The organism is Citrobacter freundii complex sp. CFNIH4, assembly GCF_002934505.1.
In the GTDB taxonomy this organism is placed as follows: Bacteria; Pseudomonadota; Gammaproteobacteria; order Enterobacterales; family Enterobacteriaceae; genus Citrobacter; species Citrobacter freundii.
On record NZ_CP026231.1, the window covers coordinates 691,479 to 707,145 of the forward strand.

Annotated in this window: 8 protein-coding genes; 6 read left to right on the forward strand and 2 right to left on the reverse strand. The window is 50.3% G+C overall.

Annotated elements, in window-relative coordinates:
* Nucleotides 1-14: 14 nt before the first annotated feature.
* Nucleotides 15-869, reverse strand: coding sequence for a reactive chlorine-specific transcriptional regulator RclR (gene rclR / locus C2U41_RS03540; RefSeq protein ID WP_032936918.1), 855 nt, complete (start codon nucleotides 867-869; stop codon nucleotides 15-17).
* Nucleotides 870-1,105: 236 nt separating this feature from the next.
* On the opposite strand from rclR, the gene rclA reads away from it, so the two are divergent.
* From rclA to C2U41_RS03570, 6 genes are all read left to right on the forward strand, one after another.
* Nucleotides 1,106-2,431, forward strand: a complete 1,326-nt coding sequence (gene rclA / locus C2U41_RS03545; protein ID WP_032936916.1) for a reactive chlorine resistance oxidoreductase RclA — start codon at nucleotides 1,106-1,108, stop codon at nucleotides 2,429-2,431.
* 170 nt (nucleotides 2,432-2,601) lie between these two features.
* Nucleotides 2,602-2,832, forward strand: coding sequence for a reactive chlorine resistance periplasmic protein RclB (gene rclB, locus C2U41_RS03550; protein WP_003021959.1), 231 nt, complete (start codon nucleotides 2,602-2,604; stop codon nucleotides 2,830-2,832).
* Between the two features lie 11 nt (nucleotides 2,833-2,843).
* Nucleotides 2,844-3,404 (forward strand): reactive chlorine resistance membrane protein RclC, encoded by a 561-nt coding sequence (gene rclC, locus C2U41_RS03555; protein ID WP_016149749.1) that lies wholly within the window; start codon nucleotides 2,844-2,846, stop codon nucleotides 3,402-3,404.
* Between the two features lie 578 nt (nucleotides 3,405-3,982).
* Nucleotides 3,983-4,678, forward strand: coding sequence for a flagellar brake protein (locus tag C2U41_RS03560; protein ID WP_003021965.1), 696 nt, complete (start codon nucleotides 3,983-3,985; stop codon nucleotides 4,676-4,678).
* A 21-nt stretch (nucleotides 4,679-4,699) separates the two neighbouring features.
* On the forward strand, nucleotides 4,700-5,281 hold the full coding sequence (locus tag C2U41_RS03565) for a helix-turn-helix domain-containing protein (RefSeq protein ID WP_008319941.1): 582 nt from the start codon (nucleotides 4,700-4,702) through the stop codon (nucleotides 5,279-5,281).
* Nucleotides 5,282-5,381: 100 nt separating this feature from the next.
* The gene (locus C2U41_RS03570) at nucleotides 5,382-6,149 is read left to right on the forward strand and encodes a putative bifunctional diguanylate cyclase/phosphodiesterase (RefSeq protein ID WP_032936914.1); all 768 of its coding nucleotides are present in this window, start codon (nucleotides 5,382-5,384) and stop codon (nucleotides 6,147-6,149) included.
* A 151-nt stretch (nucleotides 6,150-6,300) separates the two neighbouring features.
* Here the strand turns inward: C2U41_RS03570 and C2U41_RS03575 are convergent, their stop codons facing one another.
* Nucleotides 6,301-15,639 carry an autotransporter outer membrane beta-barrel domain-containing protein gene (locus tag C2U41_RS03575; protein ID WP_103849057.1) on the reverse strand — a complete coding sequence of 3,113 codons (9,339 nt, stop codon included), beginning with the start codon at nucleotides 15,637-15,639 and terminating at the stop codon, nucleotides 6,301-6,303.
* Nucleotides 15,640-15,667 lie beyond the last annotated feature (28 nt).

Consider the following 15,667-nt stretch of genomic DNA (forward strand, 5'->3'; position numbering starts at 1 on the left):
AAGCAGGCGTTGCGTTATACCGTCAACGCTTTCACGCGTTTGCGGTACTCGCCCGGCGTGCAGCCAAATTCCCGTAAAAAGACTTTATGAAACGACGATTCGCTGGCGTAACCCACCGACTCGGCAATAACGATTAACGGCTGTGTACCGCGCGATAGCATCTGGGCTGCGAACTGCAGGCGCAGCGCGGTTAACACCGCCAGCGGCGTGGAGTTTGATACTTCACGGAATAGCTGTGCGAAGCTGGCCCGCGACATATGTGCTCGTTTTGCCAGTTCTTCGACGGTCCAGGCAAAAGCCGGTGACTCCAGCATCATGAATACAACGGATCCAAGCCTGGGGTGCAGCAGTAAATTCAGCACATTTTTAGCGGGTGTCGACTGGGCGAGCCACTCGCGAACGGTTAACGCGAACAGCGTAGCGCATTGCTGGCTGCAAACGATGCTGGAGCCAGGCAGGTCGTTGATGTATTCCTCCTGCATTAGCGCAATCATGGCCTTCAGCCAATGGCTGACGGGGCTGTTCTCCCCAGGCGCCAGTAATAATACTTCCGGAAGCGCGGTTAAAAAATAGCGTGAAGATGCCTGTAATCGCAGGCTCCCGCAGACAATATGCGTTTGTTCTTCCCCTGTCTGGCACAGACGATGCGCGGAGTTTTGCGGCAGAATGACTATTGTTCCAGGGCGTAATGTGGAAGATGTTCCGTCAGGCATATCCAGTTGAGCGAATCCCTGGGTTACCGTATGCCAGCGAATAACGGACAGTTCACCCGCCGCATGCGGCAGTTGCCAGTCCCTGCTCAACAGGCAGTTTTGATCAATCGAGCCCTGCGGGTCGTTAAGCATAAGTAATCGGCTAAGTGCGTCCATGAAGACTCCTGGGCAGTTTTTGCTAATGCTAATTGAGATGACAACAACGCTATCACACATAATTTTATTAATAATTTTATGGTATTAGTTTAATTTCTCAATAAGTTGAGTGGAAGGGAAAGAGCGGTTTTTTAGACGATTTGACAGTAATTGGCGCGTTATGGATACATTGTTCGTGCATCGCTAAACCTATAATTCAGTTCAACAAACGAACAGTGACATGGCGGAGAGACAGCATGAATCAGTATCAGGCGATTGTTATCGGATTTGGTAAAGCGGGTAAAACGCTGGCGGCAACACTGGCCAAAACGGGTTGGCGGGTAGCGATTATTGAACAGTCAAACACCATGTATGGTGGGACATGCATCAATATCGGCTGCATTCCCACCAAAACCCTGGTACACGATGCTGAACTTCAGCATGACTTTGCCGCAGCGATGCAGCGCAAGACCTCCGTTATCAGTTTTCTGCGCGATAAAAACTTCCACAATCTTGCCGATCTGGAAAACGTGGATGTGATTGAAGGTCGTGCTGAATTCATTGATAACCATACAGTGCGGGTCGTACAGCCAACAGGTGAGGTTGAACTGAGCGGCGAGAAAATCTTTATTAATACTGGTGCCCAGTCAACGATTCCGAACGTTGAGGGATTAACCACGACGCCTGGCGTATTTGACAGCACCGGGTTGTTGAATTTGACGCAACGTCCCGAGCGTCTGGGCATTTTGGGCGGTGGGTATATCGGCGTTGAATTCGCATCGATGTTTGCCAACTTTGGTAGCAAAGTCACTATTTATGAAGCAGCTCCGCAGTTTTTGCCTCGTGAAGACCGGGATATTGCTGACACTATCGCCAACATTTTACGCGACCAAGGCGTTGAGCTGATCCTCAATGCCAACGTGCAGTCTGTCTCCTCTCACGATGGTGCAGTACAGCTGCACATGCCGGAAGGTACCCAGACGGTGGATGTGCTGCTGGTGGCATCGGGTCGCAAACCGGCGACTGAAAATCTGCAGCTGCAGAATGCGGGTGTAGATGTAAACGACCGTGGTGCCATTATTGTAAATAAATATCTACGTACCTCGGCAGATAACATATGGGCAATGGGCGATGTCACTGGTGGATTACAATTTACCTATATCTCGCTGGATGACTTCCGTATTGTGCGCGACAACCTGCTAGGCGAGGGGGTACGTAACACGGGTGATCGTCAAAATGTACCATATTCCGTCTTTATGACGCCGCCGCTTTCCCGCGTCGGAATGACTGAAGAACAGGCTCGTGCCAGTGGTGCGGCGGTGCAGGTCGTGACGTTGCCGGTAGCGGCTATCCCGCGTGCGCGGGTGATGAATGATACCCGTGGCGTACTTAAAGCGGTGGTGGATAGCGAAACGAAACAAATATTAGGTGTGTCGCTGCTGTGCGTGGATTCTCATGAAATGATTAATATCATCAAGACGGTTATGGATGCGGGGTTACCTTATACCACATTGCGTGACCAAATATTTACCCATCCAAGCATGAGCGAATCACTAAACGATCTCTTTTCTCTCATTAAATAATAATAGCGTAGTCTACATATTTGCCCCACCCGTGTGGGGCTTTTTTATTTGTTTTTATACTTCCTGATACTAATTGACAGTTATTTTGGCGTTACGGATGAAATAAAATAAAGTGACATGTTTTATTATATTTCCACTGAAATAACTTGTTAATGGGAATAGAAATGAACATGTTTAAAACTACGTTACTAATGACTGCATTACTGACTGCTCCGGTGACATTTTCCGTGTTAGCGCAAACCGAGGTTGCCCACGTTAGCGTATCAGCTGTGTCTGGCACTCCTTCCGTGGTGGAAGATGCCATTGCGAAACTGGCACAGGAAAAGAAAGCGACTTCCTGGAAAATTACCTCAATGCGTATTGATAGCAGCACTCACGCAACGGCAATTTTGTACAAGTGAGGAGAGCTGGAATGGAAAAATATCTTCGTATATTGGGCAAAGGTGATAGGGTTGGATTAACCTTGATTCGCCTGAGTATCGCGATTGTTTTTATCTGGATTGGGTTATTAAAATTTGTACCTTACGAAGCCGACAGCATTACGCCGTTTGTCGCCAATAGTCCGGTAATGTCATTTTTTTATGAGCATCCAGAAGAATACAAACAACATTTAACCCACGAAGGTGAATTCAAACCGCAGGAGCGTGAATGGCAGACGGCGAATAACACGTATACGTTCTCAAATGGCCTGGGCGTAGTCGAAGTTCTTATCGCTTTGCTGGTGCTGGCTAATCCTGTTAGCCGTTGGCTGGGATTAATTGGCGGCGTTCTGGCATTTGCCACACCAATTGTAACTTTATCATTTTTAATAACCACACCAGAAGCATGGGTGATGCCGCTGGGTGATTTACACCACGGATTTCCGTACTTGTCAGGCGCTGGACGGTTGGTGTTAAAAGATACGTTAATGTTGGCGGGAGCGGTGATGATCATCGCGGATTCTTCCCGATCAATTATTAAGCAAAAGTATTGAATTTTTAACGTTGTACCCTCTGCAAGACAGTAAGCCACTATAGTTCGATTCGGTAATTACCGGGCCAGCAGGACGCTGGCCTTTTTTTCTGCCCTAAGGGAAATTTATGTTATACATGAAATACAATGATTCGCTTTGCCACAATAACCAGTCGGACTTATATTACTGATTAATAATATAGTGACGTAAGCATCTTCTTTCTTCTTTCGATAGCGCACCAGTTCGCATATTGCGTAGTTCCTCCATCAAAATCCATTCATTTTTCTCTGTTTTTTTCTGTGCAATTCTTGCTATTTGTTATCTCAAAATGACACTTTAAAAAAAATTGTTATGCACTTTTGTTATAATTAATCAACACGTTCGCATGGTTTTAGGCATGACTTCAGCTAGAATTAACTTTGATTAAATGTTTTTACGTATCAATAAATGGCTAAAGATAGTTAAAAACTTAATTTTTAACCAACTGTTCGACATGGAATCCACTATGGTAATTAAGCACCAGGGGTGGATGCTGATCTCGCGTTTTGTGAGTAACCAAACGCGAGACATATCTTAAATATGGAAATAAGGGTTTTAGAATGAGCTTTGGATTAGCAAAGGAAGATAAGTTTGAAATCATAGCTACCCTTCGTGAAGAGCTGCACAAGAAAACGAAACTGGAAGTGTTATGTGAAAACAGTAGCGTTATCACGCAGTTAGAGAAGGTTGATTTCGAGCGGTTTGTTATTTCCTGGCACGAAGACATTGTTCCTGAAAAGGTCCAATACTTTATCCTGCACAGCGAAAGCGGGATTGTGAAATTTAGTGCCAGATTCGAGCAAACCCCATCAGCAGGTGCAGAAGTAGGATTATCCTACCTCATACCGGATTTGATTTTCTTTGCCCAGCAGAGACAAAATCAGCGTTTTTCCTTCATGAAGGGGTATGACTTTTTCTGTTTTGGTCGTTACAAAAATGGAGAAAACTACTCTTTCAAGATTAAAAATATCTCGCAGGGTGGTTGTGCGTTAATCGTTAAAGATGTAAACGCCCGTTTTCTTTATAAAGATGCGGTGATTAAAAATGCATCTCTGGATTTCGATACATTTGGCAGTTTACAACTGGACTTAAAAGTGATCGATGTCGTCCTGATCAATGAGTTTGATGAGGATAACCAGTTGTATTCCTGTCATCAGATCTCGTGTGAGTTTGATTTTAAAAATCGTCGTGAAGAAACTGAAGTCGAGAAAATTATTATTAAATTTTTAATGAGTAACAAGATTAGAAGCTTATAAGGAACGGTGAACAGGATGTTGATGTGTGGCAGTGATAATTTTGTGGGCAATGGTATGTTTGCCTACCTCACCAGCAAACATGTACCGATACAAACATTCCAGTTTGAGGATATGTTGCATCAGTCATCATTATGCCAGCATCAAACCATGGTTTTTAATATCATCGATAATGAACATGCGTGTTCGGACATTGTTCAGTTTTTGAATAAAAACCGATTCAAATTTTATAATAACGTCGTGGTGATTGTTGCTGATAGTTTGGTGGCGAAATTATGCGTAGAGTTATTATATGTCGAAAAAATAATAGTTTTGACTGAAAAATCTTCATTGCGTGATTTTGGTCAATTGGCGACATTATCAGTCGGGAAATGGAACCCCCGACTGTATCGTTCGCAGAAAAGATTAACCGAAAGAGAGCAGCAGATCCTGAACTTACTGGTAAGTGGTTATACAGCCAAAGAAATTTCTGAGTTAGTTAGCCTGAACTATAAAACGATTCAGGCACATAAGATGAGAGTCGTCGCCAAGCTTGGCCTGACCAATACCTCTGATTTAAATAAGTTAATTGTCAGATTTACCCATCGTATGTCTTTTTTACCCTAACCTGACCATTCTTTTCTGATGTAATACACCTAATAGTAGATACAATTCGGGAGTGATTTTGACTGGTTTTTAATGTTATGATTTGTAGAGGGAGAGGGGAATGTTTAATTCCAATGAGGTGCTAACTGCGCTTGAAAAGGCTTTGAATACCAGTCAACTTTATATGGTTTATCAGCCTATTTTCAATTTACATGCCCAGTGTATAAGCGGATTTGAAGCATTAATGCGTTGGAATAGTCCTCAGATGGGTATGATCTCTCCCGATGTTTTTATTACGTTACTGGAAGATAGCGGCAATATTATTTCAATTGAAGATATGGTTACTCACTCTCCGTGGGATGTTGCAACTTCCTGGCCTGACCCCATTGTATTATCCGTCAATATTTCCGCGCTTGAATTCTGCGATCCTCTGTTACCCCAACGCGTCAGACAAAATCTTGCCACCTCCGGATTGCCGGTCCATCGATGCCAAATAGAGGTCACCGAAACGTCACCGCTGTACGACAGTCAGATTGCGGCTAAAAATATGACGGAATTAAAGGCGATAGGGGTCAAGCTTGCGCTTGATGATTTTGGAACCGGTCATGCTAATCTTAATTACCTGTTGAAATATCCTTTTGATACCTTAAAAATTGATAAGGAATTTGTCACCGCTATTGAGCCCGACACCCGATCGACAAAGATTGTTGAGGGTATTATTTCACTGGCGCATAATTTTGGTATCGAAGTTCTTGCCGAAGGGGTGGAAACCCAGTCCCAACTGGACCGGTTGATGCAGATTGGTTGTGACAAAATTCAAGGCTTTTTCATTTCTCCCCCGGTGCAGGCACAAGAGATCCCTTCACTCTTAGCGCAATATAATCGTTAATCCTTCCGTATTTACGTTTCCCAATCCCTTGATTGTTCCACGTTGCTGGTAAGTCTGTAGGCCTGATACGCGTCGCGCATCAGCCACCCCTGTAATACTATAAGCAAAAAAAGCCCCCTGCTGAACAGGAGGCTGGCGAGTTTATGTCAGCTTAGAACGATTTCTTAAAGCCGATAGAGGCATTGACCGGCGCTTCGACCTGCGACTTACTGCCGCCGTTGCTGAATTGCGTACCCAGCTCACCGTAGACCTGCAGGTTTCTGTCGATAGACCATGACAGGCCGGCTGCAACTTCAGTGCTGGAGTACTGCTGTGAAGATTCCAGCGTAGTGGTGGCTACCGCATTGCTAAAGTGCGTTTTGTCTTTTGAACCCAGACCCTGCCAGACGTTAACCCTGCCGTACGGCTGGAATTTGCCATGGTTGGTGTCATAGTCAGCGACCAGACGCACGCCCAGACGCGCGGTAAAGGAGTCTGCGGTATCCATTTTCACTTTCGTTGGGGTCACACCATCCAGCGTGCTGTTATCAAAGTCGCTGTACTGGTAGATCAACTGAGCCTGAGGCTCCAGACTCCATGCGCTGGCGCCTAAACGGAACGATTTACCCACCTCTGTCGACGCCGTCAGCGTGTTGCCTCTGACGGTATACGAGCCGTTGTTACCGGTCGCCGCCAGGCGGGATTTATGATTACCGTACTGCAGGACGTTATCAACATACATACCGTCACCCGAGAACCAGGTCGCATAGCCACCGACGTAAAATGCGTTGTCGTCGATGTTACCGCCTTTGCCATCGCTGCCTGTCTTCGTGCCTTTCACGTTGCTGTCGATATCAAGGATGCTGGTATACATCCCGGCTTTCCAGCTTTCGTTAGCATACATATCAACGCCGACCTGGATACCCATGGTATGGGAGCTGGTTTGCGTACCGGCTGCATCATCCAGTTTGGTTTTACCGGAGTAGCCAATCATTCTTGCCCAGGCGCGATTGTCTTCATCAATGCCCGGTTTAACCTCGTCCCCCATACGTTGGTGCATGTTGCCTAACAGGCTAATATCACCCTGACGTACTACGCTGGCGAGGCCAGAATACAGCATGGTTTCTGGACGGTATTCACTTCTCAGATACCAGTTTTCACCCTGGCCCTGAGCATTACCCGCATGTAGTTGGTACTCAAATGCACCTGCAGCCATACGATCGGCGGCAAGATGGAAGGCATCCCGTGAGGTTTGCGCGGTTGTGGTTGCGCCATTGAGCGCAGTCACCACTTCGATACCATCCCCAATGGTCGGCGCGCCAAGACCAGAACCATCGACATCCAGCAGTGTGCTACCGCTGGCTTTACCGCCATCGATAATCAGACGGTCGGCAATGCCTGCTCCGCTACCATTCTGGATAGCTGCCATGTTGATAGTCCCTTTTTCGCCGGTGTAATCCCCTTTGACGGTTAAGGTTGTGCCAGTCTGCTGACCGATGAGCGAGACATCGCCACCGTTGCTCAGGCCCGCTACCGTCTGGTTATAGCCCTGCGTGTTCAACGTGGTGTCTGCGACCACATAGTGGTGTGATGCGCTACTCAGGGTGTTGGTATTACCCGCTTGCAGCACGCCGTTGGCGATCAACGTAGCGCCGCTGTAGCTGTTTTCACCTTGCAGCTCGGTAATGCCGCTACCGGTCTGATGCAACTGGCCTTTACCACTGATATTGCCGGTCAGCGCCAGGGTATCGCCACGATTGACGTTGAGTACGCCGTTATCAACGACATCCCCCTGAATGCTGCCAATATCACCGCCGTTACCCAGTTGTAAAACGCCTTGTTCGATGGTGGTGCCACCGGTGTAGGTGTTATCCAGCGTCAGGGTGAGGGAGCCTTTACCGGTTTTGGTCAGTTGACCGTTACCTTCGACTTCCGTCAGCAGAGAAACGTCATGCCCGTTGGTGTCGAATGTCCCGCCGCCGGATTCCAGCGTCACCTGACGGGCAGTATCAAACGCTTCGCCATACTTCAGCGTACCGCCATTAAAGGTAATTCCCGTATCTGCCGCACCCAGGTTGGTATCACCCGCCACCTGCAGCGTCCCTGAGGTGATGGTGGTGCCGCCGCTGTAAGTATTGTCGCCGGTGAGAATCAGCGTACCGAGATCGCCTTTATTCAGGCCGCCGGTACCGCGGATAACGCTGTCGATAGTGGCGGTGTAACTGGCGCCGTCTACTGTGCCATCGCCGACACGAATCAGGGTGTTTGCCGTGTCGGTGGTAATGGCTTCGCCGCCCACACGATAACCATCGGTGGCAAACTGCGCGCCGCTGATGATGACATCGCCTTTGCTGTTATCGACGGTTACGTTGCCCGCTTCACCCTGGAAGACGGCGAATGCGGCATCGGTAAACGGTGCGTTCAACGCGCCTTCTGGCGTCGATTCATCGGTGGTCCAGTTGTCGTTACCCTGGCTGGATTGCCAGATACCGTCGCCGCCGTTGATGACGCCGTTATTTTTCAGCTCGCCATTCTCACCGCCGGTGCCGTCCCAGAAGCGCAGCGTCAGTCCGGCGTGGTTGACCAGGTTGACCTGATTTTTCACCGATGTCTGCACGTACAGGCTGTCAGCTGCTTCCGGTGCGTTAGCAATATCCATCACATTGTTGGTCAATGTGCCGGTGTAGTTGATGACGCGGTAAACGCCCACATCAAAGCTTCCGCCTGGTGAGGTTTCAATGTTGAGCTTACCGTCGAGCGTCAGATCGCCATTTACGTCAATCAAGTCGTTGAAGGCACCGCCCGGGGTATAAGCCTGACCAAACTGATAATCCAGTTGGGCGTTATCACTGAGCGTCAGAGAACCGGTAGTCAGTTTACCCACACTGTTGATAGCTGCACCCGCGGTAATATGCGCGTCGTCCAGCACATCAACCGCGCCGCCGATAATACCGTTACCGCCGAGCGTTGCCCCGGATTTCACCGTCACCTGGCCGGTAGCCGCAGACTGATTACCGTTGACCAGCAGCACGCCTTCATTGACGTCCGTGGTGCCGGTGTAAGTGTTATCGCCGGTCAGCGTCAACGTACCGTCACCGATTTTCACCAGGCTGCCGTCGTTGCCGCTGATAATACCGCTGATGGTGTCATCAAGATGCAGATTACCCAGCGACAGTTCTTTATTGCCCAGTTCGACATTACCCGCGCCGGACAACGAGCCGATAGACGTTGCGCTGTCGACTGCGCTGATATCGACCTTACCGCCCACCAGGTTTTTAACGACGGTGTTCTCTGCCATCGCATAGTCAGCAAAGGTCATCAGTCCGCTGTTATTCACGGTGGCATTGCCCCCGCTGGCATTTTCTTCCAGCGCCAGGGTACTGTCTTTTGACACGTTAACCGTCGCGTTGCCCGCACTGGCGTTGTTGGTTAACACCGCTTTCGCCGTGCCCGTCAGGTTCAGCATTGCGCTTGCGGCGGTGACGTTATCCGCCAGCGTTAACAGGCTGTCGGCGATGTTCATAGTCAGGGATTTCAGGCTGGTATCTGTCCCGCTGATATTGAGCGTCGCACCCTTATTGACGTTCACGGTGCTGCTTTCATTACTGCCAAAGGCTCCGGTTTTGCTGACGTTGACCGTCACATTGTTGGCGTTTCCGGTACCGGCAATTTCAGTGTCGCCTTTGTAGCTGTTTGCGCGGTCGAGCGACAAGGTGCTGCCCGCATCGCTAGAGCTGCTGGTGACTTTCAGTTTACCCTCGCCGGTAATCTCACCGGTTGGCGTGAAGTGGTGCGAATTGAGATCGAACACCGCAGCATTCTCATTCGCTCCCAGCTCAATGGTGCGATTGCTGGTCAGGTCCGCGCCCAGTTGCAGCGTTGAACCGTTATTGATGGCCAGATCAGTTCCGCTCTGGCCGAGATTGCTGTCGGAGGAGATCTGCAACGTGCCGCCATCAATGCGCGTGCCGCCGCGATACTCGTTGTCACCGCTGAGGATCAGACGGCCAAGGTCGGTTTTCACCAGCGTCAGCTTGTCAGCAGTACTGGCCTCGCGGATAACGGACTCAATGGTCGCGGTATAGTTTTGCCCCGCGCCACCGGCGCCAACGCGCACCAGCAGTTCGCCAGTCCCCGGCGTCTGGCCTGCGTGGGTCGCGTTTTCCGTGGTGGCATACGCGTTAAGCGCATCGCCTTTAACGACATAGCCATCGGCATCAAACTGTGCTCCGGAGAAGTTAACTTCTCCCGCGGCGTTATCCACGGTAACGGTACCGCCTTTGGTGGTGAAGACGGCGAAGGACTTCTGTGCCCAAGGGGCGTTACCTTCACCGGTTGCGGTGGTCCAGTTGTTATCCCCCTGACTGCCGATAGCCATCCATTTGCCATCGCCACCGTCAATTTTGCTGTCGCCTTCAATGCCCGACGCGCCGTGGCTCTGATTAACGGTTGCGCCGTCCCAGAACTGCAGGGTAACGCCGTTGGCATTCACCAGGTTGACCTGTTTGTCGATGGAGGTCTGAACAAAAATATTGCTCTTATCCTGGCTATTCGGTATCGCGCCTAATTCCAGCGTCTGGTTATCCAGCGTGCCACCGTAGTTATAGATACGGTACACGCCCGGTCCGAAGTTACCACCCTGTGAAGTGGTGACGTCCAGAGTCCCGTCCAGTTGCAGATCGCCTGCGACGTTAATCAGATCGTTTAGCGCGCCGCCTGGCGTATAGGCTTGACCCAGTTCGAAAGCGGAGGTCGTTTTGCTGCCAAGCTGCAGATTACCGTTAATGGATAACGTACCCGCACCGCCGTCACCGGCGCTGAGGGTAGAGGCATCGTTCATCAGCACGTCGCCGCCGATTACCCCGTTACCCCCCAGCGTCGCCGTACCGCTTACTTTGGTCACACCCGTCGCGGCACTCTGATTACCTTTCACCAGTAGCGTACCGCTGGTGACGGTCGTGTCGCCGGTATAGGTGTTATTGCCCGTCAGGCGAGTAATACCGTTACCAATCTGCTGTAAAGCACCGATCCCGGAGATTACGCCGCCAAGCAGCACATCATCGGCCCGATTAATCGCCAGCACGCCATTGTCGATGATGTCAGACACGGCGTTGACTCCGCCTGTATTTCCGCCGTCACCCAACTGCAGCGTACCGGTTTGATCAATAGTGCTGGAGCCGGTATAGGTGTTGTTGGCGGTAAAGACAGTGGTGCCGCCTGCCGCGCGTTCAAACTTCCCATCACCGCTGATGACGCCGTTATAGATCTGCGCAGCTGTCGTGTCGCCCTGCGTGTCAAAGATGACCCGGCTGCCAGCACCCTGAGTCGTCACATTGTAGTCAGCGATGGTCGCGGCAGTGCTGGTGGACTCGCCGTGATCGCCGGTACGCAGCGTTGCGCCATTGGTAACCGCAATGGTTTTACTTGCCAGTTGCAGACGATCGACGATGCGCATATCTGCACTTGAGCCGCTAATGGTCAGTGAGTCCCAACCCGTGCCGATGTTGGTACCGGTGGTCAGGTTATCGCTGCTCAGACTGCCAATTTTCGCACTGTTACCGTGTGAATTGGTGAAGGTGAGGGCGTTGCCACTGCCGGCTTCGGTAGTGATATGGCGCGTTTTATCCAGCGTCACATTGCCGATGTTGGCTTTATTGTTGCCGTCGGTTCCGGCGAAATTCACCTCGCCCGCAAAGGTTCCGCTTTGCCAGTTAAAGGTGTCCTTGCCTTCTCCGGTGTTGATCACGCCACTGGTGATACCCTGGCTGATATCAATGGTGTCATTGCCCTTGCCAGATTGAATCGCCACTGCTGTATCGTTGATAGCCTGAAGGGTACCGGTATTGGTGATTTTTTTATTGCTGTCACCGCTGGCATCAATAACGGGTGCGGTGGTGCTGACAGAGATAATTTTTCCGCTATTGGCTATTGCGCTAACATTTTTAGCGATGATTGCAGAACCACCTGCGCTGTCGTAGACGTTGATATTGGCATTGGTGGTGACCTTACCGTCCGTATTGGCGCGGATACCGCTGCCTTCGCTGTTATGCACCTCAACGGTATAGCCTTTACCGATGGTCAGATTGCCTGTCACTGCGTCACCATTGCGCTGCTCAAAGGCGAAGCCGGTACCTTTACCGTTAACGTTCAGAATGTTATTCAGGCCATCTTTCATGTTTAACGCGACGCTGGTACGGATCCCCGGACCGTCGTTGGCATTGATAGTGACATCGTTGAGTGTGATATCGGTATTGTTGGCGTCGTTTTGAATGCCAGCACCAGTACCTTCGGCGCTAATAATCACCCCTTTGGCAGCCAGCTTACCGGCTCCTGTATCAAGACGAATACCATCGGCCGAACCATTAGTCGTGATGGCATCACCGGCATTACCGGTAATACTCAGGCTGGCACCGTTGGTCAGCAGAACCCCTGCGGTTCCATCATCAACTTGAATCTGACCCAATTTTTTAATCTGTGCGTTCGAACCCGAAGCTTGTACGCCAATGCCGTTACTCACATGTAAGGCAGCGGTCGCGTTATTGGTTAAACTCCCGCCTTGTTGCACGTTAACACCAATGCTGTCGGTGCTGGCAAGATCGATAATTGCCTGGGTATCGAGGATCAGGCTGCCCTGGTTCCTTGCCACATAGGCAATAACCTTGTTGCCGCTGGCTTCTGAAGTGATTTTTGCGTTTGAAGTGAGGATGGTCGGAGTGGCGCTACCTTCTGCGTTGCCATTCAACTGATGAGCCTGACCGTCCACTACCCCGGCAATGGTTCTTTCACCGGTTAAATTGATGGTGGTTTTATCGCTGATGTTACCTGTGGCACCGCCTTCTATCAGCAGCGCGGCAGAGTCGGTACCCTGCACGGTGAACGTGGCTTCGCCGGTATCCACACTACTGCCTGTGCCCGTCGCTAATACGCCAACGGACTGTTCGCCGCTTAAGGTCAGGTCAAGGTTAGAGCTGGCCTGACCGTCAGGAGTGGTGGTGTTACCGGCCAGCATTGCACCATTGGCAATACGGAAAATGGTGGTGCGATCTTGCCCGTTGTCATTCATTACCGCCTGACCAATATTGGCAGTTGCGCCTTTACCATACAGGTAATAGCCAATCTGATCGGTGCTGTTGAATGCCGGGCTACTCAGGCTGTCGACGTTAGCGACGGCGTTATCACGCACGTGTACGCCGATGTTCCCGGCTTTGTTTAGCGTGATGTTGGAATAGACGTTGACCACTGCCTTTCCAACTTTGCCACCTTCAGCCCAGACGGCATAGTTACGGTTACCGACACTACCTTCACCATCAACTACGATAGAGCCTGAAGCGCTGGTCGTGGCTTCGGCATTTTTGTTAGTTGCGCTGACGTGGATGCCGACGTTGTTGGTGCCGTTGACGTTAATCTTGCCGTCGTTGCGGATTTCCTGATTATTTTCCGCGCCGCTGTCACGCACGGTGATACCGTAGTTCCTGCTACTCCCCGCGCTGGAATCGCCATTGATCACGATATTACCGGTATTGATGACGTTGCCGGTCGCGTTACCAATCAGCATACCCGCGGCGTTACGTACGCCGGTTCCCAGCGTGATAAGGCCGTTGTTAATCACCTCTTTGGCGCTCTTGGTCATGATCCCGGCGCTCAGACTTGAACCGCCTGCCATGGTGACATCTTTAGACGGATCACTTGCGTTACGGCCAAGATAAATAGAGGCACCTGCGCTGTTGGTAAAGGTGGCGTTGTCGGCGACTTCTACGCCATAGGCGATGCCGCTGCCGTAGGATGCACCGTTTTTGCGCCCGTCCACGACGTTGATATCGCCGTTGTTGACCCCTTGAGCATTGTCAGACAGTTGCATACCAATGGCCAGCGTCAGCTCGCCAGCGGGTTTGTCCTTACTCCAAGGATCGGCGGCAGAAGCGGTACCGAAGTTATCGGTGGTGATCGCCTGGTTGATGGTGCCTTCGTTGGTGATTTGACTGGCGCCTTGCCCCTGCATACCAAATGCGCCATAGCTGTTGACGTTTTGGTTGCCGTCTTTATCAATAAACAGCCCGGAGTTGATGATCCCGTTGTTGGTTGCCGTCGCGTCTTTTGCCAGCATGCCAATCGCCAGGCTTTGCCCGGTAGACGTGCGTAATGCGTTCAGCTCACCAAGGTTAGTGATAACCCCACCATTAATGGCTTTCATCACGCCATTAATACTGCCGTCAACGGCAATAATCGCGTCTTTGTTCAAGGTGCCTGAGGTGCCTGCGCCGTTGGCGTAGATGGCATGTAACTCACCACGGCCAGCGGTCGCGTTGTTGGTATGTGACAAACCGTCGGTCCAGACGTCGTAATCCCAGCTGAGTATGTCAGCTGGCTTACCGGAGGTGAGCAGATTTTCAATCAGCCCGGCGTACTTTGTTTGTGCTGCGGTGACGGTTGTGACTTCCTCCGCATCTATCCACAGCTGGATTTGGCTGACTTTTTCACCATCAGGGTTGAGTGCCGCGTCGTCGCTTTTGCCCAACAGCCAGTCATTGAATTCGGCCAGTTCTTGTGTGTTGGTAATGGTAAATGTGCGCTCCCCAGTTTTGACGACCTGACCATCCTCGTCATAGCCATAGGTCATCAGCGTCACATCATCGCCAAACACGGAGGTTTGCGCTGAACCGGTGAACGTTTTTTCAGGGATCACCGGGGCTGCGTTAAATTTTATATAGTTATCTGACTGCCAGTTCACCTGGCTTGCAGTACCTTGTGCTTCCAGCAGCGAGGAATCTTTTGCCAGCATTTCAATGGTATTGGCTTTGTCACGCACATTGAGGGTGTCGTTGCCAATATTCAGATTGGCAATGGAGCCATTTGTCGCCAGTGCGATACCAAATTGCTTATAGATTTCTGATTTCTGAGCATCAAAGGTGTTTAATACCGCATCGCCGACTTGCGCTTCGGTAAGAAAACCATTTAACTCATTGGTATCAAAGACTTTGATGGTCGTTTTTTCGCCGGGAAACGCCGGATCGTTGATATCAAATTCTGTGCTCTGCGAAGGCGTCGACGACTGGTTGTAAGTCAGGTATTCCGCCAGTTCTTCAGAGTTGGTAATGGTTTTTACGCTCTGGTCAGGGCTTGTCGCCAGCAGGGTTATTTTGCCGCTTTCCAGCAGTTCCCGGATAGTGGTTGATTCAACAACGCCGCTTTGACCCGGGCTAAATGTTGGGATTGCACCACTGATATTCAGCGCCTGACCGGTGGTGTTATCTTCATATAAGAAGCCGTAGTCGTGGATACCCTCATAAACCCCAGCGGAAATACCTGTCTTGAAGTCTTCATGAATATCGTGTTCACCCGTTGCGGTAATCTGGGCTGCAGAAGCCAGCAATGAAGCGCCGCTTAATGCGCCAGCTGCCAGTACGGCGACAGTTTTACGCGAGCTGCTTTTTTTCTTTCCTTTCGTTAATTCAGAAACGACCACCCAGATACCGAGCGCCGCGTTCCAAATAATGCTGTAAACTTTGTTCATATATAACCCTTGTCTACATTCCTGTTAT

Coding starts and splice junctions, on each gene's coding strand:
- rclB (WP_003021959.1), top strand. CDS start 2,602: ATGTTTAAAACTACGTTACTAATGACTGCATTACTGACTGCTCCGGTG.
- C2U41_RS03575 (WP_103849057.1), bottom strand. CDS start 15,639: ATGAACAAAGTTTACAGCATTATTTGGAACGCGGCGCTCGGTATCTGG.
- rclR (WP_032936918.1), bottom strand. CDS start 869: ATGGACGCACTTAGCCGATTACTTATGCTTAACGACCCGCAGGGCTCG.
- C2U41_RS03565 (WP_008319941.1), top strand. CDS start 4,700: ATGTGTGGCAGTGATAATTTTGTGGGCAATGGTATGTTTGCCTACCTC.
- C2U41_RS03560 (WP_003021965.1), top strand. CDS start 3,983: ATGAGCTTTGGATTAGCAAAGGAAGATAAGTTTGAAATCATAGCTACC.
- C2U41_RS03570 (WP_032936914.1), top strand. CDS start 5,382: ATGTTTAATTCCAATGAGGTGCTAACTGCGCTTGAAAAGGCTTTGAAT.
- rclA (WP_032936916.1), top strand. CDS start 1,106: ATGAATCAGTATCAGGCGATTGTTATCGGATTTGGTAAAGCGGGTAAA.
- rclC (WP_016149749.1), top strand. CDS start 2,844: ATGGAAAAATATCTTCGTATATTGGGCAAAGGTGATAGGGTTGGATTA.